Annotated in this window: 14 protein-coding genes and 1 CRISPR repeat array; of the genes, 10 read left to right on the top strand and 4 right to left on the bottom strand. The window is 69.8% G+C overall.

Features of this window, described 5'->3' with window-relative positions; genetic code table 11:
- Position 1: 1 nt before the first annotated feature.
- The 3 genes from cas1e (at position 2) to mnmA (ending at position 7240) form a co-directional block, all read left to right on the top strand.
- Positions 2 to 949, top strand: a complete 948-nt coding sequence (gene cas1e / locus B6G06_RS06230) for a type I-E CRISPR-associated endonuclease Cas1e (RefSeq protein ID WP_081171554.1) — start codon at positions 2 to 4, stop codon at positions 947 to 949.
- On the top strand, positions 943 to 1335 hold the full coding sequence (gene cas2e, locus B6G06_RS06235) for a type I-E CRISPR-associated endoribonuclease Cas2e (RefSeq protein WP_080461784.1): 393 nt from the start codon (positions 943 to 945) through the stop codon (positions 1333 to 1335). Before cas1e ends, cas2e begins: the two co-directional genes overlap by 7 nt.
- 56 nt (positions 1336 to 1391) lie before the next feature.
- Positions 1392 to 5021: direct repeats of the CRISPR family, unit length 28 nt; unit sequence GTGCACCCCGCGTATGCGGGGATGATCC.
- 1061 nt (positions 5022 to 6082) lie between these two features.
- Positions 6083 to 7240 carry a tRNA 2-thiouridine(34) synthase MnmA gene (gene mnmA, locus B6G06_RS06245; protein ID WP_081171556.1) on the top strand — a complete coding sequence of 386 codons (1158 nt, stop codon included), beginning with the start codon at positions 6083 to 6085 and terminating at the stop codon, positions 7238 to 7240.
- A gap of 437 nt (positions 7241 to 7677) precedes the next feature.
- Here mnmA and B6G06_RS10240 read toward each other — a convergent pair whose 3' ends face one another.
- The 3 genes from B6G06_RS10240 to B6G06_RS06255 all read right to left on the bottom strand — a co-directional run bounded on the left by B6G06_RS10240 (position 7678) and on the right by B6G06_RS06255 (position 10005).
- Positions 7678 to 7815 carry a hypothetical protein gene (locus B6G06_RS10240; protein ID WP_158082808.1) on the bottom strand — a complete coding sequence of 46 codons (138 nt, stop codon included), beginning with the start codon at positions 7813 to 7815 and terminating at the stop codon, positions 7678 to 7680.
- A 348-nt stretch (positions 7816 to 8163) separates the two neighbouring features.
- Positions 8164 to 9150, bottom strand: coding sequence for an electron transfer flavoprotein subunit alpha/FixB family protein (locus B6G06_RS06250; RefSeq protein WP_080461786.1), 987 nt, complete (start codon positions 9148 to 9150; stop codon positions 8164 to 8166).
- A gap of 93 nt (positions 9151 to 9243) precedes the next feature.
- Positions 9244 to 10005, bottom strand: coding sequence for an electron transfer flavoprotein subunit beta/FixA family protein (locus tag B6G06_RS06255; protein WP_080461787.1), 762 nt, complete (start codon positions 10003 to 10005; stop codon positions 9244 to 9246).
- A gap of 120 nt (positions 10006 to 10125) precedes the next feature.
- On the opposite strand from B6G06_RS06255, the gene glgX reads away from it, so the two are divergent.
- The 7 genes from glgX (at position 10126) to B6G06_RS06290 (ending at position 24445) form a co-directional block, all read left to right on the top strand.
- Positions 10126 to 12462, top strand: coding sequence for a glycogen debranching protein GlgX (gene glgX / locus B6G06_RS06260; RefSeq protein ID WP_080461788.1), 2337 nt, complete (start codon positions 10126 to 10128; stop codon positions 12460 to 12462).
- 207 nt (positions 12463 to 12669) lie between these two features.
- Positions 12670 to 13815 carry a tryptophan--tRNA ligase gene (gene trpS / locus B6G06_RS06265; RefSeq protein WP_081171558.1) on the top strand — a complete coding sequence of 382 codons (1146 nt, stop codon included), beginning with the start codon at positions 12670 to 12672 and terminating at the stop codon, positions 13813 to 13815.
- A 107-nt stretch (positions 13816 to 13922) separates the two neighbouring features.
- On the top strand, positions 13923 to 15977 hold the full coding sequence (locus B6G06_RS06270) for an alpha-1,4-glucan--maltose-1-phosphate maltosyltransferase (RefSeq protein ID WP_081171560.1): 2055 nt from the start codon (positions 13923 to 13925) through the stop codon (positions 15975 to 15977).
- A 98-nt stretch (positions 15978 to 16075) separates the two neighbouring features.
- On the top strand, positions 16076 to 17941 hold the full coding sequence (treS, locus tag B6G06_RS06275; RefSeq protein WP_420807206.1) for a maltose alpha-D-glucosyltransferase: 1866 nt from the start codon (positions 16076 to 16078) through the stop codon (positions 17939 to 17941).
- On the top strand, positions 17938 to 19500 hold the full coding sequence (locus B6G06_RS06280; RefSeq protein WP_081171564.1) for a phosphotransferase: 1563 nt from the start codon (positions 17938 to 17940) through the stop codon (positions 19498 to 19500). The genes treS and B6G06_RS06280 overlap by 4 nt, the downstream gene beginning before the upstream one ends.
- Before the next feature lie 93 nt (positions 19501 to 19593).
- A complete protein-coding gene (gene glgB / locus B6G06_RS06285; RefSeq protein WP_240494028.1) occupies positions 19594 to 21843 on the top strand; it encodes a 1,4-alpha-glucan branching protein GlgB in 2250 nt (749 codons plus the stop codon).
- A gap of 238 nt (positions 21844 to 22081) precedes the next feature.
- Positions 22082 to 24445 carry a glycogen/starch/alpha-glucan phosphorylase gene (locus B6G06_RS06290; protein ID WP_081171566.1) on the top strand — a complete coding sequence of 788 codons (2364 nt, stop codon included), beginning with the start codon at positions 22082 to 22084 and terminating at the stop codon, positions 24443 to 24445.
- 76 nt (positions 24446 to 24521) lie between these two features.
- On the opposite strand, the gene B6G06_RS06295 is transcribed toward B6G06_RS06290, so the two are convergent.
- Positions 24522 to 25457 carry a tetratricopeptide repeat protein gene (locus tag B6G06_RS06295; RefSeq protein ID WP_164505204.1) on the bottom strand — a complete coding sequence of 312 codons (936 nt, stop codon included), beginning with the start codon at positions 25455 to 25457 and terminating at the stop codon, positions 24522 to 24524.
- Positions 25458 to 25537 lie beyond the last annotated feature (80 nt).

The following is a 25537-nucleotide window of genomic DNA, read 5'->3' on the forward strand; positions in this document are numbered from 1 at the left end:
CATGACAAGGATGCTGCCCGTGCCCGTCACGGCGCTCCCTCGCGTTCAGGACCGGATGTCCTTCCTTTATTTGGAGCACTGCGTGGTCCATCGGGAGGATGGCGCCCTTACAGCTCGCAATGATCAGGGCACCATTCGAGTTCCAGCGGCTTCTCTGGTGGCTGTCCTTCTCGGCCCGGGAACTTCGGTGAGCCATCAGGCGATGAGTCTTCTGGGCGAGTGCGGGACCACAGCCGTGTGGGTTGGGGAGCGCGGCGTGCGGTACTACGCGCACGGGCGTTCCTTGGCCACCTCCACACGGCTCCTTGTTGAGCAGGCAGCACGCGTCTCCTCGCCCCAGAAACGCTTGCAAGTCGCACGGCAGATGTATTGCTGGCGTTTCGAGGGTGAGAACGTCAGTGGTTTGACGATGCAGCAACTGCGTGGGCGTGAGGGTGCTCGCGTTCGCGAGGTCTACAGGGACAACTCCCGCCGCACCGGTGTGCCGTGGACGAGGCGGGATTATCGACCTGACGATTTCGAAGCCTCCGATCCCATCAATCAGGCGCTGTCCGCCGCGCATGCCGCCCTGTACGGAGTGGTGCACGCGGTGATCGTGTCGCTCGGATGCTCGCCCGGGCTCGGTTTCATTCACACCGGGCATGAGCGTTCATTCGTCTACGACGTCGCCGACCTTTACAAGGCAGAGACGACAATACCGATCGCTTTCAACGTCATCGCGGAAAGAATGGAGGATATCACGGGCACAACCCGACGCAGGGTGCGGGACCGGATCTTCGAGCTGAAAGTGATTGAGCGCGCGGTCCATGATATCCACACAATGCTCGGCACTGAGGAGACAGAGGACCTGGCCATCAACGTGGTCTCCTTGTGGGACTACCAGAAGAAGGCCGTCTCCGGCGGGGCGAACTACGCCGCGATCGGAGTAGAGGAGGCAGGTGGATGGTAGTTCTGGTTCTCACCGCCGCTCCCGCGCAGTTGCGCGGCTCGCTCACGCGCTGGTTGATGGAGGTCTCCCCCGGAGTGTTCGTCGGGCATCTCGCCGCCCGAGTGCGCGAGCAACTATGGGACCTGGTCAGGGCGTATATCGGTGACGGTCGCGCACTCCTCATTTGGTCCACGCGGTCGGAGCAACATTTCTCTGTGGCCTCGCTCGGCCACGATCGGGAACCTGCGGATTTCGAGGGCTGCCTAGTGATGCGGACCCCGTACCGAGCAATCGAAGGATCGCAGGTGACCCCCGGAGCCGCGAGGCCGGCGAAGGAGTCGTGGTCCATTGCCGCTCGTCGACGCCGCTACAGGAACTCGGCGGAACGGGCTCTAGGTGGGGAGTGAAGGCAAAAGGTTTCAGATAGATTACAATGCCGTTGGGGTCTCAAGGATTGCCAAGTGTGCACCCCGCGTATGCGGGGATGATCCCCCCGTCAACGCGCTGCGTAGCGGGGCGCCCCAGTGCACCCCGCGTATGCGGGGATGATCCGCGGGGTTCGTCGGCTCCAAGCCTGACCGGTGGAGTGCACCCCGCGTATGCGGGGATGATCCCGGCTTGGATTCCGCTGAAGCGGCAGTACCAGGGTGCACCCCGCGTATGCGGGGATGATCCCCTGGGCGTGCACCCACATGGCCGGTCGATCGGGGTGCACCCCGCGTATGCGGGGATGATCCGGTGGCGTCATCCGGCAGAGTGCTCGTGCCGAGGTGCACCCCGCGTATGCGGGGATGATCCTCTGAATCAGATTGCCTCGATTAAGCCAAAGGCGTGCACCCCGCGTATGCGGGGATGATCCGCCAGACGCTCGTACTGGTCCCCGCTATCGAGCGTGCACCCCGCGTATGCGGGGATGATCCCTCCCAAGCCCGCCAACCTCATGAGATACCTCAGTGCACCCCGCGTATGCGGGGATGATCCCCAATCGCTGGATGCGTCACCCTTGCATGCGGCGTGCACCCCGCGTATGCGGGGATGATCCGCCACAGCGACGGAGCATCAGGCCCAGTTACCAGTGCACCCCGCGTATGCGGGGATGATCCGCGCGCCATCGTGCTGGGCATGTCTATGCGAGCGTGCACCCCGCGTATGCGGGGATGATCCCGTAGGCGGTGATCGCCCGGTGTGAGAGGCCAGGTGCACCCCGCGTATGCGGGGATGATCCATCCTCGGGCGTGTAGATCAGGCCGGCGAGGGCGTGCACCCCGCGTATGCGGGGATGATCCTATCGGTGCGGATATCCGAAAGAGCGCTCAGTTGTGCACCCCGCGTATGCGGGGATGATCCGAGGGATGAGGCGGTCGCCCAGTGTGTCGCCAGGTGCACCCCGCGTATGCGGGGATGATCCGCCACAATCGAGGATACGCAAAAAGCCGGGAAAGTGCACCCCGCGTATGCGGGGATGATCCGGTCACTGGTCATGGGGTGACGCGCGCCGCACGGTGCACCCCGCGTATGCGGGGATGATCCCATCGCCTGCCGACTGCTGAGCCCGTTGGCCGCGTGCACCCCGCGTATGCGGGGATGATCCGATATCGAGGAGTGCGGTGATTTTCGGAGAGCGGTGCACCCCGCGTATGCGGGGATGATCCGAGGCAGACCTCCTCGCGGGCGTGCAGGATGATGTGCACCCCGCGTATGCGGGGATGATCCCTCACTTTTTTCCAGCGCCCTGGCCCGAGCGGCGTGCACCCCGCGTATGCGGGGATGATCCGCAACTTGATCTCTTCGACACGGAACTCGCCTCGTGCACCCCGCGTATGCGGGGATGATCCGGCGTTCTCCGGCCTGAGCGGGATTCTGGGGGCGTGCACCCCGCGTATGCGGGGATGATCCGAGCATTATCGTCCCCACAGATGAGGGATGGACGTGCACCCCGCGTATGCGGGGATGATCCTGACATTCATTCCCGGCAAGGGGATAAGAAAATGTGCACCCCGCGTATGCGGGGATGATCCCAACCCAACCAGAGCCTCGACGACATGATCGCTGTGCACCCCGCGTATGCGGGGATGATCCGACGGATTGGCGGGCCACGTGGCGCAACTGGATGTGCACCCCGCGTATGCGGGGATGATCCTCCTCGACGGCGCCATCCGCTCCGGCAAAACCTGTGCACCCCGCGTATGCGGGGATGATCCTACGCATCTCGGTTGACGCGCTGTCTAGGGTCAGTGCACCCCGCGTATGCGGGGATGATCCGCTTCGGGACCAGTACCGCCAGCTTTCCACTGAGTGCACCCCGCGTATGCGGGGATGATCCCACGCCGGGCATGCTTGCCCTCGCGCAGCGCCCGTGCACCCCGCGTATGCGGGGATGATCCGATGGGCGGCGGCACGAATGTCGGGCTGGAGGAGTGCACCCCGCGTATGCGGGGATGATCCGTGAGAGTCCCATGAGCCTCACCGACCTGATCCGTGCACCCCGCGTATGCGGGGATGATCCCGCCCCCGCAGCCCCCGGCGGTAGGGGGGTCGCGTGCACCCCGCGTATGCGGGGATGATCCCAAGCTGCTCGGAGTCCGGATCGGTCCACTCCTGTGCACCCCGCGTATGCGGGGATGATCCTCGTACCGTCGCCAGATAGCCCAGCTCCGGTACGTGCACCCCGCGTATGCGGGGATGATCCCGCCGCTAAAATGATCGGTGACGCCCTCGGCAAGTGCACCCCGCGTATGCGGGGATGATCCGCGTCTTGGGGACCGACGCCCGCACCTGAGACAGTGCACCCCGCGTATGCGGGGATGATCCCCGCGCCGAGTTCATCAAGCAGGCGCAGGCTATGTGCACCCCGCGTATGCGGGGATGATCCGTGGGTGACATCTCTCACACTCGGCGAGCATAGGTGCACCCCGCGTATGCGGGGATGATCCGGCACCACCAACGAGGTCACCGCCTCGTGGGACGTGCACCCCGCGTATGCGGGGATGATCCCACGGAGTACACGGCCGACTCGTCCGAGAGCGAGTGCACCCCGCGTATGCGGGGATGATCCGCACTTCGTCCAGGAGAACGGCTTCACTGTGGCGTGCACCCCGCGTATGCGGGGATGATCCGCCGTGTGACCGGGATTACGTTACGGGGGCGTGGTGCACCCCGCGTATGCGGGGATGATCCGGTGCTTTTTGCGATAAGTATTTCAAAAAAGTTGTGCACCCCACGTATGCGGGGATGATCCCGCCCCCGCAGCCCCCCGGCGGTAGGGGTGTAGCGTGCACCCCGCGTATGCGGGGATGATCCCGTCTCGGGTGATGCGGTGACGGGTCAGCGGCGGTGCACCCCGCGTATGCGGGGATGATCCGGACGCGGCCGTCCCCGGCGGCGGCAACAGCCTGTGCACCCCGCGTATGCGGGGATGATCCGCCCCCGCAACCGCCCGGACGGCGGAAGCGGCGGTGCACCCCGCGTATGCGGGGATGATCCGCCGCCACCGAGAGGGTGGCGCCATGACCGGCAGTGCACCCCGCGTATGCGGGGATGATCCTAGCGAGTGGGTCTACGCGCTATTCAGCGGGGGGTGCACCCCGCGTATGCGGGGATGATCCCCGGCGGCCAGCATCGCATCGGAGACCGCCACAGTGCACCCCGCGTATGCGGGGATGATCCCGGCATCATGATCACTGTCGGATCATTGTTCAGGTGCACCCCGCGTATGCGGGGATGATCCCGCCCCAGCTCGCTCACGAGCACGGTCGTCTCCGTGCACCCCGCGTATGCGGGGATGATCCCGCGGGACGTAGCAGTGAAGATCACGCCAGCCGGTGCACCCCGCGTATGCGGGGATGATCCGCTGATCGACGCGGCGAACGCGGCGATCAAGACGTGCACCCCGCGTATGCGGGGATGATCCGACCATGGACCTCGACGAGATCGAGGCCCCCCGGTGCACCCCGCGTATGCGGGGATGATCCGAGAGAAGCTGACCGGCTCGACCAGGCCGCCTAGTGCACCCCGCGTATGCGGGGATGATCCCTGACTCCGTGGTCCTCGGCGTCGAGGGCGCCTGTGCACCCCGCGTATGCGGGGATGATCCCGCTTAAAACCAGGTCCCTCACGCTTCTGGCGTGTGCACCCGTGTATGCGGGGATAATCCCGAGCCAGAGCACGAGCGACACCTTAGCGGCCCGGACGCCTGGACTCATATATGGATGCGTGGTGGTCAACTGACGGCAGCCATGTCAATGACCAGGTTGACCTCCAGCGCACGAACGATGCGCCGGAGCATGAGAACTGAAATAACCCGGCCGCCGTTCTCGACGGCGAAGATGACTGACTGCCAGGAGCCTATGCAGTCGACCAACTCGGCCTGGGTCAGTCCGGCGCGCAAGCCGTGTGGACGCACCCGGCGAGCTGGAGGCGGATCCCCTCTTCGGCCTGGGTAACGTCAGAACAGGCCCGTTCGTCGGGACACGGCAGCCAGAGCCCCGAACTCGACCAGCCCCTGAGCAGTATCACCCTCATAATCACTCCGCCTCCCCTCTAGCTTACTTTTCCCTCGCCCTGCCGCCTGGGCCGTCGGCTCGACCCCACCTGGGCTCGACGGTGAAGCCGGGTCCAGCGACACCGGATCCGTCGGCGAGCTCGATGAGGCTGATGATGAGCAGTGCCGCCCCGATCAGGACCACGCCGCTCCCGATGATCGCGGCGAGACGGGATGCCCGGCCTCGGTGCGGATCACAGGACGGTGCCGGCCAACCGTCAGGCACCGACGGATGGGCGGTGACGGCAGGTAATGCTCACGTCGTGGACAGGCGGTAGCGCAGGGACCATAATGTGGAACCCGACCTGGCTGCGACCGAATGGGTCCCCGGGGGCAATGGCTCATATGGATCATTTGCCGAGGGCATCCGTTAGGACACCGATGGTCCGGATCAGGTGGGCGTTGGAGTTAAGTGCTGCGCCTACCTGCCTGACACTTCCTCCTCCCGGCGGCCCCGCGCGCTGATCTCTCAGCTTGGGCACGGCCGCCACCTCACTTCCCCGATCCCTTCCTCCTTCCGAGCTGGGACGGGACTGCTCCAGAGGAGCCGCCGTACGGTGGTACCACAACCTTACGCAGCAGCGCACCCCAACCAAACTACCCCGAGGAGCACCATGCGCGTCCTGGCCGCCCTGTCCGGCGGTGTCGACTCCGCCGTCGCCGCCGCACGCGCCATCGATGCCGGGCACGACGTCGTCGGCATCCACATGGCGCTGTCCCGCGACCGGGAGGCCACCCGCTCCGGCTCACGCGGCTGCTGCTCCATCGAGGATGCCTCCGACGCCCGCTGGGCCGCCGACATCCTCGGCATCCCCTTCTACACCTGGGACCTGTCCGACGAGTTCGAGGAGCGCGTCGTCGCTGACTTCCTTGCCGAGTACCGCGCCGGCCGCACTCCCAACCCCTGCGTGCGCTGCAACGAACGCATCAAATTCGACGCCCTCCTCGAGCGCGCCCTCGCCCTCGGCTTCGACGCCGTCGCCACCGGCCACTACGCGCGCCTGAGCGGCGGCGCCAGCGCCGGCCGCCCAGGCGACGCCGCCGGCCTGACCCTCTCGCGCGCCGCGGACACCGCCAAGGACCAGTCCTACGTCCTGGCCGTCTCCGGCCGTGAGGGCCTGGCCCGCGCGCTCTTCCCCCTGGGCGACGCCCCCAGCAAGGCCGCCGTGCGCGCCGAGGCCGCCCAGCGGGGCCTGCCCGTGGCCGACAAGCCCGACTCCTACGACATCTGCTTCGTCGCCGACGGCGACACCCGCGGCTTCCTCACCCGCGCCCTGGGCTCCTCCCCGGGCCGAATGGTCACGCCCGACGGCGAGGTGCTGGGCGAGCATTCCGGCTATTTCGGCTTCACAGTCGGCCAGCGCAAGGGCCTGGGGCTCACCCGCCCCGCCCCCGACGGTCGGCCCCGCTACGTCCTGGAGACCCGCCCAGCCACCAATGAGGTCGTCGTCGGCCCCGCCGCGCTCCTCCAGCGCAGGAGCCTCGACGCCGATGGCCTCATCCTCCTGGCCGACCCCGAGCCGTTGGGGCCGAGCGAGGGCACGGGCGCTGATTCAGGTGCCGCCCCCGGGCCGCTCGGATGGGCCGACGCCCACGTGCAGGTGCGCGCCCACGGACGTCCCATTCGGGCACGCGTCACTGCGGACGCCGAGGCCGCATCCCTCCACGTCGAGCTCGGCGAGCCTCTGCGCGGGGTTGCCGCCGGGCAGTCCGTCGTCGTCTACGGCGGGCCCGACAGCCGGCGCGTCCTCGCCCACGCCACCGTCGCCTGAAGCGCCAGAGGTCCCGATCCAATATCCATCGGCAGCCCGGCGTTCCGCGCTTCGCCCCCGAGATACCGTCTCACCCCAGCATTGCGGCTTCGCCCTCCAGATACCGTCTCGGCCCGCTCCTGCGCCCTCATCCTCGCAGTTTGAGGGCGCAGGAGCGGGCCGAAACGGTATCCCCAGGGCGAGACGGTCACGCGAAGCCAAGAGGGCTAGAAGAGGGCGGAATGGATGGAGAGGGCAGGATACTCGTACGAGTCCCTCCAGTCTCCAGGCCAGCGGTGCATGCGATGACGGCGACGGGGCTCATCCGCTGATTCCTCCTCCGAGTTCTCCGGTACGAGCACGCTCACCTCACGCAGGTCCTCCATGCGCATGCCGCGTCTTGAGCTGCTTGACATCCCGGAGGAACCTGGACGTCATATCGGCGCGCAGCATCGGGTTCAGATCCCGAGATCGGCGAAGACCTCATCAGGCCCGCCGAAGCGCACCCCGCCAGAATCGAGGATCCGCTCCGACTCCGCCGGGGCCTCGTGCGAATCCTCGTTGGGCGCCGGGCGGCCGAGCCTGAGAGGGATCACGTTGTCCCTGATAATTCCGCAGGTAGAAGGTACGAGTGACCGATGACAGATCGAAGCCGGAGTCCTCCGCGATCCGGAAGGCTCGGCGCTTGGCCTCCTCATCCGCGCGGTCAGTCACCGATGAACCGCCCATCGCCGTCCCGCCCTCTCCGCACCAATCCCATGCCTGACGGAGTTCGTAAGACATGAGTGCGCCGTCGCCTTACGTGTGTGTCAAGCAGTGACTGACCGCGCGGGGCGAGGAGCGCAAAGCGAGTCGGCTCGCTCGTCGGCCGGGCCTGGCCCGCCTCCACGGACCCACCGGCTCGGCAAGCAGACCCGCCGGTGCACCCCGCAGCCGGGACCGGCTCAGCCCCTCAGACGCGCCAACTCGGCCACCATCTGCGGGACCACCTCGCCCACATCCCCGACGACGCCGAAGTCCGCCATCTCGAAGATCGGGGCCTCGGAGTCGTCGCAGACCGCCACGATGGCCTGCGCACCCTGGATGCCGGAGGTGTGGTGCACGGCGCCGGAGACGCCCAGGCCGATGTACAGGCGCGGGGAGACGCTCACACCGGTCTGGCCCACCTGGGCGCTGCGCTCGATCCAGCCCTCATCGCAGGCCACGCGCGTGGCGCCGACGGCGGCGCCCAGCGGCTCGGCCAATGAGCGGACCAGGTCGAAATCGCCGTCGACCCCACGCCCACCGACCACGACGGTGCGGGCCTCGGTGAGCTCGGGCCCGGCCGCGGCGGCGGAGCGCTCCGACTCCACGAGCTCGACGGCCACGGACTCGGCCGCGGGGGCGACCTCGAGGACCTCGGGGGTGAGCTCGGCGATACCGTCGGCAACGGCCTCGTAGGCACCGGGCCTCACGGCGATCACGGGGGCGGGACCGCCAAGGGCGAGCTCGGAGGTGGTGGACCAGGAGCCGGATAGGACCAGCTTGGCACCGGTAAGGGCGTCGCCGCCCTCAGCCAGGCGCAGGTCGGCCAGGTCGCTGGAGGCGGCCGAGCCGAGCAGGACGGCGGCGCGCCCGGCGATCTCCTTGCCGCGGTAGTCACTGGTCACGAGCACGGCGGCGGCACCAGTGGCCTGCGCGCCGGCAGCCACGGCGTCTGCGGCGCATCCGGCCAGGGCGGGAACGGCGGCGGCCAGCAGCCGGGTCGCGCCCGCGGTGGCCAGGGCGGGACCGACGGCGCTGGCCGCGGCGGCGTCGCCGAGCACGAGGGCGATCGCCTGGGGGCCGAGCGACCTGGCCGCGGCGAGCAGCTCCAGAGCGGCACCTGTGGGATGGCCGGCGTCGTCGAGGTCGGCCAGGACGAGGATGGGGGTGTCAAGCGCGTGGGACATGCGGGATCTCCTTGGGTCTTATGGGCGGCGGGCGCGCACCAGACGTCTAACGGGCGGGCCTCGGATGAGCCCCAAACCAGTCTCAGACGAGCTTCAGACGAGTTTGGACTCGACGAGCCAGGCGGCGAGCTCTCGCCCGGCGTCCCCGGCGTCGGTGCGGATGACGCCGGCCTCGCGGGCCGGCCTCGCCTGGGCGGCCGCCACGCTGACAACCGGATCGCCCAGGCCCCCCAGCCCGAGATCGTCCAACGACAGCACGTCGACGGGCTTCTTCTTCGCCGCGCGCATGGCGGCGAAGTTCGGGTAGCGGGGCTCGTTGGCCTGGTCGGTCACGGAGACGAGGGCGGGCAACGGCGCACGCAGGGTCTCGCGCAGCGTGCCGGTGGTCCGCTGGATCGTCACGGCCCCGGCGGCGATCTCCAGCTCGGTGGCCAGGGTGAGCGCGGGCACGCCCATGGCCGCGGCGAGCGCCCCGGGGAGCATGGAGGTCATGCCGTCCAGGGAGGCCATGCCGGTGACGACGAGGTCGACGCCGCCGATGCGCCCGATGGCGGCCGCGAGCACTCGCGCGGTGGTGACGACGTCGGCCCCGGCGAGCTCGTCATCAGCGATGACGAGGCCGGAGTCGGCCCCCATCTGGAGGGCGCGGCGCACGCCGTCCTCGGAGTCCTCCGGGCCCATGGTCAGGGCGATCACCTCACCCCCGGCGTCCTCAGCGAGGGCGACGGCCGCCTCGACGGCGTTCTCATCGAGCTCGTTGATGACGTCCTCCTCACCGCGCACGAGGCGGCCCTCCTCGATGCGGCGTTCGGACTGCACGTCAGGAACGTGTTTGATGCAGACGACGATTTTCATGCGTCCAAGGTTGCCATAAAGCGGGGTGTGACCGCCCGCTCAGTCCAGTGATCCTTCTATCAGCTCTAGGCGCGACCCGGGCACTTGGTCCCGATCGGCGCGCACGCAACAATGGCGCCCATGTCCGAATCGGCCCAACTCGCCCCTGCGCCACTAGCGCCGGCACGCGCACTCGAGCGCACCCGCTTGGGCGCCACCCCCCGGGGAGATGGGACGGACTTCGTGGTCGTGGCCCCTCGCGCCTCAGCGGTGGACTTGTGCCTCGTCGAGGTCGACGACGCCGGGGTCGTCCTCTCCGAGCGCCGCATCGGCATGCACGGCCCGCAGCAGGGCGCCTGGGACGCGCATGTGCCCGACGTCGGCGCCGGGCAGCGCTACGGGTACCGGGTCCACGGGCTCTGGAACCCCTCCGAAGCGCTCCTGCACAACCCGCGCAAGATGCTCCTCGATCCCTACGCGCGCCTGATCAGCGGATCGACCACGCTCTCGCCGGAGATCTACGCCCACACGGTGGAGGACGACCTCTCCCCCGCCCTCATCCCCTTCGCCCCCTCTCAGTTGGACTCGCTGGGGAGCACGGCGCTGGGCGTGGTCACAGGCGAACCCCGTTTCCCCGTGGTCCCCGGCCCGCGCGTGCCCACCGAGCGCACGGTCATCTACGAGACCCATGTCAAGGGCATGACACTGGGGATGCCCGGCGTGCCCGAGCCCCTGCGCGGCACCTACGCCGGACTCGCCCACCCGGCGACCATCGAGTACTTGCGCGGCCTCGGGGTGACGACGATCGAGCTCCTGCCGATCCACGCGGCCTTCTCCGAGCCGTTCCTCCAGCAGCGGGGGCGGCGCAATTACTGGGGCTACTCGACGCTGTCGTTCTTCGCCCCCGAGCCGTCCTACGCGACGGCCGCCGCCCAGGCCGCCGGCCCCGAGGCGGTTCTCGATGAATTGCGCGGCATGGTCTCGATCCTCCATGAGGCGGGCCTCGAGGTCATCATGGACGTGGTCTACAACCACACCTGCGAGGGCGGCATGGACGGGCCGTCGCTGTCCCTGCGGGGATTGGACAACCTGGAGTACTACCTGCACGCCCCGCACCGGCCGGCCGCCTACGGGGATGTCACCGGCACGGGCAACAGCATCGACTTCCGCTCCCCCCGGGCGGTCCAGCTGGTGCTGGACTCGCTGCGCTACTGGGCGACCGACGTCGGGGTCGACGGCTTCCGCTTCGACCTCGCGGTGACCCTGGGCCGCCACGGCGCCGAGTTCACCCCCCGCCACCCGCTCCTGGCGGCAATGGGCTCCGATCCCGTCCTCAAGCGGGTCAAGCTCATCTCCGAGCCCTGGGACGTGGGCCCGGGGGGCTGGCGCACCGGCGAGTTCCCGGAGCCCTTCAAGGACTGGAACGACCGCTACCGCGGCGCGGTGCGCTCCTTCTGGCTGGCCGATGCCTCGGAGCTGTCCAAGGGGCGCCACGGCTCGGACCTGAGGGACCTGGCCACGCGCCTGTCCGGCTCGGTGGACCTGTTCGGCCACGGGGAGTACCCGGGTGGCCGGGGCCCGCTGGCGAGCGTCAACTTCATCACCGCCCATGACGGTTTCACGCTGAGGGACCTGACCTGCTTCGACCACAAGCAGAACCTGGCCAACGGCGAGGACAACCGCGATGGCACGGATGACAACCGCTCCTGGAACCACGGCTGGGAGGGGCCCGTGGCCGAGGGAATGGATGGCGGGCCGATCGAGGTCCTGCGGCGCCGATCCGCGCGCAACCTGCTGGGCACGCTGCTCATCAGCGCGGGCACCCCGATGATCCTGGGCGGGGACGAGATGGGCCGCACCCAGGGCGGCAACAACAACTCCTACTGCCAGGACTCCGAAATCTCCTGGTACGACTGGGATCTGGAGATCTGGCAGCGCGATCTCATCTCCATCACGCGCTTCCTCGTCCGCCTGCGCGACACGCACCCGGTGCTGCGCCCGGATCGCTTCGCCGTCGGAGCGCCCGCCCTCATCGACGGCGAGCCGGACACGATCCCGGACCTGTCCTGGTTCAGGGCCGACGGCGAGCACATGAGCCACTGGGACTGGCACGACCCGGGCTGCCGGACCGTGCAGATGCTCCGCTCGGGCGCCCCTTGGGGCGACGACGACCTCCTCGTCGTCATCAACGGCACCCTGGAGGAGCAGGAGGTCGTCCTGCCGGAGGCCCACGGCCGCGACTGGCATCTCGTGTGGGACTCCACATGGGCGGTCCCCCGCCCGTGCACCTCGGCGTTCGCGCTGGCCCGCCGGGCACGGCGGGCCCCGGCGCCCGTGCCGGTCTCCACCGTCGGGAGCGCCCAGGGCCCTGTCTGCCGGCAGGACCGCCCCGGGGACACCACGACGATGGAAGTACTCTCCATGCGCATCTACCTCTCCGGCGAGCCTCTCGCCCAGGAGCCGGAGCGCTCCCGCTAGCCGGTCCCCCTCCAGAACCTCCCGCCGGAGCGGTGAGGAGCCGCTCGCGGTTTTCGCCGTCGTCACTCCCCTGTCCGACGGCGGCTGTCTCTCCGTGCACACCCACACCCCGCCGTCGCCCTCGCAGCGCCCGCTCCCCTGAGCTCGGGCGGGCCCGGCGGGCAGGGGCGCGACGTCCTGCGAGGCCCCTCGCCTAGGATGTGCGCCATGACGTCCTCCCCCGCATCCGACACCGCCTCGGCCGCCCAGGCCCCCTCTGCCGCCGAGGAGGCCCTGGCCGGCGCCGTCGACGACGCCTCGCTCGCCCGCTCCATCGTGCGCAGCCGCGAGATCGAGGCGGACATGCCCCTCAACCCCGGCCGCTACCGGATGCTCACCGGCGTGCGCCCCACCGGCAACATGCATCTGGGTCACTACTTCGGGACGATGCGGAGCTGGGCGCCGATTCAGGACATGGGCATCGACACCTGGATCCTCGTGGCCGACTACCAGGTCATCACCGACCGCGACGGCGTGGGCCCCATCCGCGAGCGCGTCCTGTCGCTCACGGCGGACGCGCTGAGCGTGGGGGTGGACCCGGAGCGCTCGACGATCTTCGCCCACTCGGCGGTGCCCGCCGCCAACCAGCTCATGCTCCCCTTCCTGTCCCTGGTCACCGAGTCCGAGCTGCACCGCAATCCCACGGTCAAGGCCGAGCTGGAGGCCACGGCCGGGCGCGCCATGAGCGGCCTGCTGCTGACCTACCCGGTCCACCAGGCGGCGGACATCCTGTTCTGCCAGGCGAATCTCGTGCCCGTGGGCAAGGATCAGCTGCCCCACCTGGAGCAGGCGCGCCTCATCGCCCAGCGCTTCGACAAGCGCTACGGCCGGGCGGAGAAGTCCCGCCCGGTGTTCCGCCGCCCCGAGGCGCTGCTCGGCGAGGCCCCGCTGCTGCTGGGACTGGACGGGGAGAAGATGAGCAAGTCGCGGGGCAACACGATCGAGCTGCGCATGAGCGCCGATGAGACCGCCAAGGCCCTGAGGAAGGCCAAGACGGACTCCAACCGCGTCATCACCTATGACCCCGTGGGCCGCCCGGAGGTGTCCAACCTGCTCATGCTCGCCTCCCTGTGCGGGGCGGGCGCCCCGGAGGAGATCGCCGAGCGCATCGGCGATGGCGGCGCGGGCGCCCTCAAGCGGCTCACCACCGAGGCGGTCAACGAGTACTTCGCGCCGATCCGCGCGCGCCGCCAGGAGCTGGTCGCCGACGAGGACCACCTCCTGGCGGTCCTGGCCTCGGGCAGCGCACGGGCCAACGAGGTCGCGGACGAGACCCTGCGGGCGGTGCGCGCCGCCATGCGCATGGACTACTGACGCGGCTGGGGAGGCCCGGAGCCCGCCTGCCCGCGATCGTCGAGGGGCGCGCCCGGAGCTCCTCCGTTCGGGGTGCCGGATGCGCGCCGGGCCCGTAGTCTTGTCCTGTGATCCGACACACCACCGCCCCGCGTCCTGCCCGCCCCCTCGTCGGCCGGATCCCGGTCACCGAGGTCTTCCCCGTGGTCGAGGATGGCCACTGGCCCGCCAAGGCGGTGCCCGGTGAGGTCATTCCCATCCGAGCGACCGTCTTCCGGGAGGGGCATGACCGCTTCGCGGCGACCGCCGTGCTCATCCGTCCCGACGGCACCGACGGGCCCAGCGCCCGGATGCGGCTCATCGCCCCCGGCCTGGACCGCTACGAGGCCCGCCTGGCCCCGGACGCCCCGGGCGACTGGTCCTTCCGCGTCGAGGGATGGTCGGATCCCTACGCCACCTGGGCGCATGACGCCGGGGTCAAGGTGCCTGCGGGCGTCGACGTCGAGCTCATGCTCGAGGAGGGCGCGCGCCTCATGGAGCGCGCCCAGACGGTGCCCGGTCGGGGCCAGGCCGACGCCGCCGTGCTGGGAGCCGCCGCGGCCGTCCTGCGCGATACCTCCCGCTCGGCCATCGAGCGCCTGGAGGCGGGGCTGGCCGACGCCGTCGTCGGCGTCCTCGACCGCCTGCCGCTGCGGGACCTCGTCTCCCCCTCACGCGCCTACCCCCTGCAGGTGGACCGCGCCCGCGCCCTGGCCGGCTCCTGGTACGAGATCTTCCCCAGGTCGCTGGGCGCCTACTGCGACGAGCACGGCCACTGGCACTCCGGCACGCTGCGCACCGCCGCCGAGAACCTGGACCGCATCGCGGCGATGGGCTTCGACGTCCTCTACCTCACCCCCATCTCCCCGATCGGCACCGCCAACCGCAAGGGCCGCAACAACACCCTCAATGCGCGGCCGGGCGACCCGGGCTCGCCCTATGGCATCGGCTCGGCCGACGGCGGGCATGACGCCATCCACCCGGACCTGGGCACCTTCGAGGACTTCGATGCCTTCGTGGCCCGCTCCCGCGAGCTCGGCATGGAGGTGGCCCTGGACCTTGCTCTCCAGTGCTCCCCGGACCACCCGTGGGTGGCCGAGCACCCCGAGTGGTTCACGGTCCTGGCCGACGGCTCCATCGCCTACGCGGAGAACCCGCCCAAGAAGTACCAGGACATCTACCCCCTCAACTTCGACAATGACCCCGAGGGCATTTACGACGCCATCAAGGGGGTCGTCGACACCTGGATCGCCCACGGCGTGACGATCTTCCGCGTGGACAACCCCCACACCAAGCCCCTGGACTTCTGGCAGCGCCTCATCAGCGAGGTGCGCGAGACCCACCCCGAGGTTCTCTTCCTCGCCGAGGCCTTCACCCGCCCGGCGATGATGCGCACCCTGGGCAAGATCGGCTTCCACCAGTCCTACACGTACTTCGCGTGGCGCAACACCCGCGAGGAGCTGACCGACTACCTCGTGGAGCTGTCCCAGGAGACCGCGCACGTGCTGCGCCCGGCCTTCTGGCCCACGACGCACGACATCCTCACCCCGTTCATGACCCACGGGGGCGTGCCCGCCTTCAAGCTGCGCGCCGTGCTCGCCGCCACTCTGTCCCCCACCTGGGGCATCTACTCGGGCTACGAGCTGGCCGAATCCGTTCCGCGCCCCGGCTACGAGGAACAGATCGACAACGAGAAGTACGAGTACAAACCGCGCGACTTCGCCGCAGCCCGCGGCAACGGCATCGAGGATCTCCTCACCCGGCTCAACGCGATCCGCGCCTCCCACCCCGCGCTCGGCCAGTTGCGGGACATCTGGTTCCACGACACCGGCAACGACCAGATCATCGCCTACTCCAAGCGGGCGCGCCTCGCACAGGCCCCGGCGGAGCCCGAGGGCGCGCAGGGCGAGGATGACGTCGTGCTCACCGTGGTCAACCTCGACCCGCACAACGCGCAGGTCGGCCAGTTGAGCCTCAACCTGGTCCAGCTGGGGCTGCCCGAGGACGCCGACGGCTCGCGGCCCTGCCTGGCGGTCACCGATGAGCTCACCGGGCAGGACTACGAGTGGTCCGACTCGAACTACATCCGCCTCGACCCGCACTCGGGCCAGGTCGCGCACGTCATGCGGGTGCGAGCCCTGTGAGCGCTCCCAGCCCCCTGCCCCCCGAGGCACTGCCCGTCGGCGCGAGCACGCGCCCCCTGGCGACCATGGAGCCCCCGGCGAGCACCGGCCCGACCCCGATGACGGCACCCGTGCCCGCCCCTGGGGCCGCGCCGATGACAGTGGTCCCGCCCGTTCCGGGCGTGCCGGTGCTGCCCGAGCAGCCGCGCCCCGGCCTGGACGCCGACCCCGACTGGTTCCGCACAGCAGTGTTCTACGAGGCCCTCCTGCGCTCCTTCGCGGATTCCGACGGCGACGGCGTCGGGGACATCCCCGGCCTCATCACCCGACTGGACTACTTGGCATGGCTGGGCGTGGACTGCATCTGGATCCCGCCCTTCTACCCCTCCCCCATGCGCGACGGCGGCTACGACATCTCCGACTACACCGCCATCGACCCGCGCTACGGCACCATGGAGGACTTCCGCGAGCTGGTCCACCAGGCGCACCAGCGCGGTATGAGGATCGTCATCGACATGGTCCTCAACCACACCTCGGACGCCCACCCCTGGTTCCAGGCCTCCAGGAGCGATCCCGAGGGGCCCTACGGAGACTTCTACGTGTGGCGCGACGACGACTCCGGGTACCCGGACACGCGCATCATCTTCGTGGACACGGAGGAGTCGAACTGGGCCTACGACGTCGAGCGCGGCCAGTTCTACTGGCACCGCTTCTTCTCCCACCAGCCCGACCTCAACTACGACAACCCCGCCGTGGTGGAGGCCGTGCACGACGTCGTGCGCTTCTGGGCCCGCACAGGAGTGGACGGGTTCCGCCTCGACGCGATCCCCTATCTCGCCGAGGCCGAGGGCACCAACTGCGAGAACCTCCCCGCCACGCACTCGATCATCGCGGGCATCCGGGCGATGCTCGACCGCGAGTTCCCCGGAACCATCACCATCGCCGAGGCCAACCAGTGGCCCCACGAAGTCGTGGAGTACTTCGGCACCGCCGAGGCCCCCGAGTGCACCATGTGCTTCCACTTCCCCGTGATGCCGCGCATCTACTACGCCCTGCGCGCAGGCTCGGCCGAGGCGATCCGCTGGGTGCTCGAGCGCACCCCTGACATCCCCTCCCACGGCCAGTGGGGCACCTTCCTGCGCAACCACGACGAGCTCACCCTCGAGATGGTCACCGAGGAGGAGCGCGCACGCATGTACGCCTGGTACGCGCCCGAGGAGCGGATGCGCGCCAACATCGGCATCCGGCGCCGCCTGTCCCCCCTCCTGGACGCCTCCCGCGCGGAGACCGAGCTCGCCCTGGCCCTCCTGCTGAGCCTGCCGGGCAGCCCCTGCCTCTACTACGGCGACGAGATCGGCATGGGGGAGAACATCTGGCTGGAGGACCGCGACGCCGTGCGCACCCCCATGCAGTGGGACGACTCCCCCAACATGGGCTTCTCCGCGGTGGTGGACCCCGGCGCCCTCACCCTCCCGGTGATCCAGACGCCCGGCTACGCGCACCTGACCGTGTCCACCGAGATGGGCAGGCCCGACTCCCTCCTCCACTTCACCCGGCGCATCCTGCACCTGCGCCGTGCCCACCCGGTGCTGGGCCGCGGCAGCTTCGCCCTGCGAGAGGCCTCCGACCCCGCGGTCCTGGCGCACACACGCGGCCAGGACGGAGCGCCGGGCGACGAGGACGGCGCCATCCTCATCTGCGTGGCCAACCTGGCCGCCGCCCCACGGGCGGTGAGCATCAGTGTCCCCGAGCTCGCCGGCCGGGGCACGCGGGACATCTTCGGCGGGACCCCCTTCCCGCCCATTGGGGCCGATGGCGCCCTGCGCCTGACTCTCGGCGGCCTGGGCTACTACTGGCTCGAGGTCCTGCCCCGCCAGGGCGACCGCGAGGGCAGCGGGGGTCGCGACGACCGCGGCGATCATGAGGATGGAAAGGGCGCCGACCCGAGGCCGGGACACGGCAATGGAACAGGAGAATCGCGATGAGCGATGCCCGCCCCGCGCAGTGGCCCTCGGATGACGACCTCCTGGGGGCGCTGCTGCCCTGGATGCTGGCGCGCCGCTGGTTCCCCCTCAAGGGCGGCGCCACGCCGTCGGTGCTGCGGCTGGCCCACAGCGTCGATCTGGCGCCCGGCGCGCGCGACCTCATCATCGCCGCGCCGCGAGGCGATGCCGGCGGCCGTTCCGCCGAGGTGCTCATCCATGTGCCACTCGTGCTGGGCGAGCCCGAGGATCTGGCGCGCTGCACCGTCAACGGCGGCGCCCCCGGGGCCGCGGGCCTGCTCATGACCGATTCCCAGGGCCGCGAGCTGGCTCTCATCGATGGCGCCCACCACCCCGCCTTCTGGCGGGCCTGGGCCGAGGCCGCCGCAGCGGCGGGGACCGTGCTCGACTCCGAGGGCGCCGCCGCGATCGCCCAGCGCGCCGAGCGGCTGCGCGTGACCACCGGCGAGCAGTCGAACACGAGCGTCATCATGCCCGCACCCGCCTCCCCCGAGCAGGCGGGTGGTGCGGAGGACGCCTCCACCGGCGACCTCATCGTCAAGCTCTTCCGCGTGCTCGCCCCCGGCCGCAACCCGGACGTGGAGGTCCCCGTGGCCCTCGCGCGCGACGGCTGGGACCGCGTGCGCATGCCCGTGGCCTGGTCCGTCGTCGCGGCTCCCGGGCCTGACACGGCGGGCGTCCCCTCGATGGACACGGCCGTGGCCTGCGCCTTCATCCCCAGGGCCGACGACGGCTTCGAGCTGTTCTGCTCGCTGGCCGCCGACGACGGCTCCGGGCCCGCCCGCGAGCGCGCCCTGGCCCTGGCGGCGGACCTGGGGGCGACCACCGCGCAGATGCACGCCCATCTGCGCGCTTCATTGGGCGAGGTGCCCCCGCAGGCGCCGGAGGCGCTGGCCCGCACTCTGCGCGAGCGGGCCGACTGGGCCATGCGGGAGGTCCCGGCCCTGACCGAGGAGGTCCCCGGTCTGGGCGCCGCCGTCGACGCCCTCCTGGCCGAGTTGGCCTCCCTGCCCGTTCTCGAGCCCGCCTGCCGGGTCCACGGCGACTACCACCTGGGCCAGGTGCTCCATGAGATCGGCGGCGCTGAGCGCTGGTACGTCCTGGATTTCGAGGGGGAGCCGCTGCGCCCCCTGGCCGAGCGCTCCCGCCCTGACCAGCCGGCGCGGGACGTGGCCGGGATGCTGCGCTCCTTCGACTACGCCTGGGCGGTCGGCGGGGCGAGCGGCACCGCCGGCGCGCGGGGTTCCAGCGGTGATGGCGGCACCGCCGGCAGTGACTGGCTCGCGGCCGTCCGCGCGGCCTTCCTGAACGGCTACCGCGCCGAGAGCGCCGTCGTGCCCGGGGATGGGGCCGGCGCGGAGGAGGACCGGCGGCAGTCCGTCCTCCTGGCCGCCCTCGAACTCGACAAAGCTCTGTACGAGGCCGTGTACGAGGCCCGCAACCGCCCGGACTGGATGGCGATCCCGCTGCGGGGCCTGGCCGGCATCGTCGCTGCTCGCAGCGCTGATGAAAGCGCCTCCCGCAGCCCGGCGGGAGCCTGATCACCCCCATCCGCCTCCCCGCTCCCTCATCCGACGCAACCAGGGTCCGCATTTCCTCGCATCAGCCCGCCCCACCATGGAAGAATCACGATCATGACCGATGCCACACCCTCAGGGTCCCCCTCGCAGTCCCCCATCCCCAATGCCGAGACCGGCTCCCCCTCCCCTGTTGAGGTCGAGCCCTGGATCCTCGCGGATGTCGCCTACGCGCGCTACCACAACCCGCATGAGGTCCTCGGCGCCCACGTCGGCGCCGACGGCATCACCGTGCGCACCGTGCGCCACCTCGCCGACTCCGTCTCCGTGGTCACCTCCGCGGGCGAGTTCCCCGCAACACACGAGCAGGATGGAGTCTGGGTCGCCGTCATCCCCGGGGACTCGGTCCCGGACTACCGCATCGACGTCACCTACGGCGAGGAGACCTCCCGGGTCGACGACCCGTACCGCTTCCTGCCCACCCTGGGCGAGATGGATACCTACCTCATCTCCGAGGGCCGTCATGAGGAGCTGTGGGAGGTGCTCGGCGCCCATATCAAGCACTACGAGGGCCCCATGGGCGGCGTCGACGGCACCGCCTTCGCCGTATGGGCCCCCAATGCGCGGGCCGTGCGCGTCGTCGGTGACTTCAACTACTGGGACGGCACCGCCTCGGCCATGCGCTCGCTGGGGTCCTCCGGCGTGTGGGAGCTGTTCATCCCGGGCGTCGGGGTGGGAGCGCGCTACAAGTTCGAGATCTGCTTCGCCGACGGCTCCTGGCATCAGAAGGCGGACCCGATGGCCCGCGCCACCGAGGTCCCCCCGGCCACCGCCTCCGTGGTCACCACCGCCGTCCACGAATGGGGCGACGAGGAGTGGATGGAGCGCCGCCGCACCGCCGACCCGCACTCGGGACCCATGAGCATCTACGAAGTCCATATCGGCTCGTGGCGCCAGGGCCTGGGCTACCGGGGCCTGGCCGACCAGCTCGTCGCCTACGTCAAGGAAGCCGGCTTCACCCACGTGGAGTTCATGCCCGTGGCCGAGCACCCCTTCGGCGGCTCCTGGGGATACCAGGTCTCCGGCTACTACGCGCCCACCGCGCGCTTCGGCACCCCCGACGACTTCCGCTACCTCGTCGACGCGCTTCACCAGGCCGGCATCGGCGTCATCCTCGACTGGGTGCCGGCGCACTTCCCCAAGGACGAGTGGGCCCTGGCCCGCTTCGATGGCACAGCCCTGTACGAGGACCCGGACCCCCGCCGCGGCGAGCACCCCGACTGGGGAACCTACGTGTTCAACTTCGGGCGCAACGAGGTCCGCAACTTCCTCGTGGCCAACGCCCTGTACTGGCTCAGCGAGTTCCACGTGGACGGGCTGCGCGTGGACGCTGTCGCCTCCATGCTCTACCTGGACTACTCGCGCCAGGACGGCCAGTGGGCCCCCAACCAGTTCGGCGGGCGGGAGAACCTGGAAGCCATCAGCTTCCTCCAGGAGGCCACCGCCACCGCCTACCGGAAGAACCCCGGCATCATCATGGCGGCCGAGGAATCCACCGCCTGGCCGGGCGTCACCGCCCCCACGAACCACGGCGGCCTGGGCTTCGGGCTCAAGTGGAACATGGGCTGGATGAACGACACCCTGCACTACCTGCAGGAGCTGCCGATCAACCGTCGCTACCACCACGGCGAGCTGACCTTCTCCCTCGTCTACGCCTTCTCCGAGCAGTTCATCCTGCCGCTGAGCCATGACGAGGTCGTCCATGGCAAGGGGTCGCTGCTCTCCCGAATGCCCGGCGACGCCTGGCAGGAGCTCGCAGGCCTGCGGGCCCTGTACGCCTACCAGTGGTCGCACCCCGGCAAGCAACTGCTGTTCATGGGCCAGGAGATCGGCCAGGGCGCCGAGTGGAACGCGGACAACTCCCTGGACTGGTGGCTTCTGGACGACCCGGGCCACGCCGGCCTGCTGCGCCTGGTGACCGACCTCAACCACTTCTACACCTCCTCCCCGGCCATGTGGGCCGATGACTTCTCCCACCGCGGCTTCGAGTGGATCGAGGCCGGCGACGGCGATCACAACGTCATCTCCTACCTGCGCAAGGGCACTGGCCCCGACGGAGCCAGCGATCTGGTAGTCTGCATCGTCAACTTCGCCGGCACCCCGCACGAGGGCTACCGGGTGGGCCTGCCCTTCGCCGGAGGCTGGGACGAGATCATCAACACCGACTCCGAGATCTATGGCGGATCCGGAGTGGGCAACCTCGGCCATGTCGAGGCCGAGGAGCTGCCGTGGAACGGCCGCCCAGCCTCGGTGCGCCTGCGGATCCCCCCGATGGGGGCCGTCTTCCTGCGCCCGGCCCGCGGCTGAGCGAGTCGCGCCCATCGTCAGAGGCCCCCGGGAGGGGATCATGCGGCGCCGCGCCAGGGGCGGGCCCGCATGGGCCCGCCCCTGGCGCGGCGGCCGCGATGATCAGGCCGATCGTATGGCCTCCCGGCCCCGGGAACTCCGTAGCCCCCTGGTACGGGACACGGCTGCGTGTACGATCTGAGCGAGTTCTGCAACCAACTTGCAGCCATCCCAATCCATGTCCGACAAGGGAAGAACTATGACGAAGAACCTGATGGCGACGGTTCCCTCTCAAATCCGCGCCGTCTCCGGTCATCCGGCTGACGCCTCCACCCCGATGGAGGTCTGGCAGGGCCTGTCCGCCGCCGTCGTCGACGCCATCGCGGACGACTGGTATGCCACCACCCGCGCCTACCGGGCGGGGCGGATGGAGCACTACTTCTCCGCGGAGTTCCTCATGGGGCGGGCGCTGCTCAACAACCTGACCAATCTCGGGCTGGTCGACGAGGCCCGCGAGGCCGTCGGCGCCTTCGGCCAGGACCTGTCCGAGATCCTCGAGCAGGAGCCCGACGCCGCGCTGGGCAACGGGGGCCTGGGCCGCCTGGCCGCCTGCTTCCTCGACTCCTGCGCCACCCTCGACCTGCCCGTGGCCGGCTACGGCATCCTCTACCGCTACGGCTTGTTCAAGCAGCTCTTCTCCGACGGCTTCCAGACCGAGCACCCCGACCCGTGGATGGAGGAGGGCTACCCCTTCATCATCCGCCGCGAGGAGTGCGCCCGCATCGTGCGCTACAACGATCTCACCGTGCGCGCCGTGCCCTACGACATGCCGATCACCGGTTACGGCACGAGGAACGTGGGCACCCTGCGCCTGTGGAGGGCCGAGTCGATCGAGGAGTTCGACTATGAGGCCTTCAACTCCCAGCGCTTCACCGACGCGATCGTCGAGCGCGAGCGCACCGCGGACATCTCCCGCGTCCTCTATCCCAATGACACCACCTACGAGGGCAAGGTGCTGCGGGTGCGCCAGCAGTACTTCTTCTGCTCGGCCTCCCTGCAGGAGATCGTCGACAACTACGTCGCCCACCATGGCGCGGACCTGTCCGGCTTCGCCGAGTTCAACTCCATTCAGCTCAACGACACCCACCCGGTGCTCGCCATCCCCGAACTCATGCGCATCCTGCTCGATGAGCACCACCTGGGCTGGGAGGAGGCCTGGGAGGTCGTCTCGACGACCTTCGCCTACACCAACCACACGGTGCTCGCTGAGGCCCTGGAGACCTGGGAGATCTCCATCTTCGAGAAGCTCTTCCCTCGCATCATGGAGATCGTCCGAGAGATCGACCGCCGCTTCCGCTCCGACCTCGCCACCCGCGGCATCGACCCGGCGACCATCGACTACATCGCCCCGATCTCCGGTGGCCGCATCCACATGGCCTGGATCGCCTGCTACGCCTCCTACTCCATCAACGGCGTCGCCGCCCTGCACACCGAGATCCTCAAGCGCGACACCCTCAAGGAGTGGTACGCGATCTGGCCCGAGCGCTTCAACAACAAGACCAACGGCGTCACCCCGCGCCGTTGGCTGCGCCAGTGCAACCCGCGCCTATCCGCTCTCCTGGACGAGGTCACCGGCTCGGACGCCTGGGTCCGCGACCTGTCGGCCCTGCAGGACTTCGACGGCGCCGCCACCAATGCCGTCCTCGACCGTCTGGCCGAGGTCAAGCGCGCCAACAAGGCCGACTTCGCCGACTGGATCAAGGCGCGCGAGGGCATCGAGATCGACCCCGACGCGATCTTCGACGTGCAGATCAAGCGCCTGCACGAGTACAAGCGCCAGCTGCTCAACGCCTTCTACATCCTCGACCTGTACTTCCGGATGAAGGAGGACCCCACGCTCGCGGTCCCTCCGCGCGTCTTCATCTTCGGAGCGAAGGCCGCCCCCGGATACATCCGCGCCAAGGGCATCATCAAGCTCATCAACACCATCGGCGAGCTCATCAACAACGACCCGGTGATCTCCAAGACCCTCAAGGTCGTGTTCGTCCACAACTACAACGTCTCCCCCGCCGAGCACATCATCCCGGCCGCCGACGTCTCCGAGCAGATCTCGATGGCAGGCAAGGAGGCCTCGGGCACGTCCAACATGAAGTTCATGATGAACGGCGCCCTCACCCTGGGCACGCTCGACGGAGCGAACGTGGAGATCCTCGACGCCGTCGGCCCCCAGAACGCCTACATCTTCGGCGCCACCGAGGACGAGCTGCCCGCGCTGCGCGAGAGCTACGACCCGGCTTGGCACTACGAGAACGTCCCGGGCCTCAAGCGGGTCCTCGACGCCCTCATCGACGGCACCCTGGATGACAACGGCTCCGGCTGGTTCGCGGACCTGCGCCGCTCGATCTTCGAGGCCACCTACGAGCCGGCCGACGTCTACTACGTCCTGGGCGACTTCGCGGCCTACCGCGAGGCCAAGGACCGCATGGCCGCCGACTACGCCGACCAGCGCGCCTGGCAGCGCCGCGCCTGGATCAACATCACCCGCTCGGGCCGATTCTCCTCGGACCGCACCATCAGCGACTACGCGAAGGTCTGGGGCATCAGCCCCACGCCCATCGCCTGAGGCCGAGCGCGGGAGGCCCGCCGCCCCGAGGGGCGGCGGGCCTCCCGCTGCACACCGGCGAACAGTCGAGTCCGTGTCAGTAGAGAATCGTCGCGAGGCGTCGGCGGGCGACCTGGACCTCGGGGGCACTGGCACCGATGATCTCGAAGAGCTCCAGGAGACGCAGGCGAGCGGTCTCTCGCTCATCGCCGCCGTGACGGGCGACGGCGTCGAGCGCCCGGGCGAGGCAGTCCTCGGCATCCCCCACGGCGAGCGCAGCGTCGGCCCCCGCCAGAGCGGCGTCGAGATCCTCCGGGGCGGCGTCGGCGGCGGCGAGCAGCGCGGCGGGGTCCTGGCCGTCCATGCGCGCGAGCATCCGAATCTGAGCGCGGGCGGTCTTGAGGTCGGCGTCGGCGGGGCTGTTGGCGATGGCGTGGTCGTAGACGGCCTCGGCGCCGGCCCAGTCCCCCTTCTCGATGGCCTCGCGGGCCTGGCGCTCGACCTCGGTCTCCACGGGCCCCTCGTGATCGTCCGCGGCCGAGGCTCCCGGCGCGAGGCGTCCCGTCACGCCGTTGGCGGCGGCGACCTGGAGGAGCTGGTCGAGCAGGGCGCGGGTCTGCTCCTCACCGGCGGCTCCCTGGGCCAGGGGCACGGGCTGGCCGGCGAGGAGGGCGACGCAGGCGGGGATCGCCTGCACTCCGAGGGCCTGGGCGGCCTCCGGCGCCGCGTCGACGTCGAGGCGGGCGAGCTCGAAGCGGCCCGCGTACTCTTCGGCCAGGCGGCCCAGCATCGTCACGGCCTGGGCGGCGACCTCGCTGCGAGGGCTGTGGCAGATGATGACGACGGGAACCTGCGAGGAGATCGCCACGATATCGCCCAGGGTCTGGGCGTCGATGTCGACGATCAGGGGGGCGGGAATGCCCCCGGCCTGATCGCTTGACGGGGCCTGCGCCGCAGCGGAGGCGCCCGGCTCGGGACTCGCAGTGGGGCGCGGGGCGAGGGAGGACAGATCAACGGCGCCGAACATGCTCATAGGCGGCCTTCCTGAATCGGGCCCGCTGTTCGCGGGCAGGTACTGGTCAATGGGCGTGCCCGGGGCGGCGCCATGCGCGC

This window comes from Actinomyces gaoshouyii (genome assembly GCF_002076915.1).
GTDB lineage: Bacteria > Actinomycetota > Actinomycetes > Actinomycetales > Actinomycetaceae > Actinomyces > Actinomyces gaoshouyii.

What these genes read in the sequence shown, in the direction of transcription:
- B6G06_RS06280 (WP_081171564.1), top strand. Translation starts at nt 17,938, where the DNA reads ATGAGCGATGCCCGCCCCGCGCAGTGGCCCTCGGATGACGACCTCCTG.
- B6G06_RS06255 (WP_080461787.1), bottom strand. Translation starts at nt 10,005, where the DNA reads ATGAAAATCGTCGTCTGCATCAAACACGTTCCTGACGTGCAGTCCGAA.
- B6G06_RS06295 (WP_164505204.1), bottom strand. Translation starts at nt 25,457, where the DNA reads ATGAGCATGTTCGGCGCCGTTGATCTGTCCTCCCTCGCCCCGCGCCCC.
- B6G06_RS06250 (WP_080461786.1), bottom strand. Translation starts at nt 9,150, where the DNA reads ATGTCCCACGCGCTTGACACCCCCATCCTCGTCCTGGCCGACCTCGAC.
- treS (WP_420807206.1), top strand. Translation starts at nt 16,076, where the DNA reads ATGACGGCACCCGTGCCCGCCCCTGGGGCCGCGCCGATGACAGTGGTC.
- mnmA (WP_081171556.1), top strand. Translation starts at nt 6,083, where the DNA reads ATGCGCGTCCTGGCCGCCCTGTCCGGCGGTGTCGACTCCGCCGTCGCC.
- glgB (WP_240494028.1), top strand. Translation starts at nt 19,594, where the DNA reads ATGACCGATGCCACACCCTCAGGGTCCCCCTCGCAGTCCCCCATCCCC.
- trpS (WP_081171558.1), top strand. Translation starts at nt 12,670, where the DNA reads ATGACGTCCTCCCCCGCATCCGACACCGCCTCGGCCGCCCAGGCCCCC.
- glgX (WP_080461788.1), top strand. Translation starts at nt 10,126, where the DNA reads ATGTCCGAATCGGCCCAACTCGCCCCTGCGCCACTAGCGCCGGCACGC.
- cas1e (WP_081171554.1), top strand. Translation starts at nt 2, where the DNA reads ATGACAAGGATGCTGCCCGTGCCCGTCACGGCGCTCCCTCGCGTTCAG.
- cas2e (WP_080461784.1), top strand. Translation starts at nt 943, where the DNA reads ATGGTAGTTCTGGTTCTCACCGCCGCTCCCGCGCAGTTGCGCGGCTCG.
- B6G06_RS06290 (WP_081171566.1), top strand. Translation starts at nt 22,082, where the DNA reads ATGACGAAGAACCTGATGGCGACGGTTCCCTCTCAAATCCGCGCCGTC.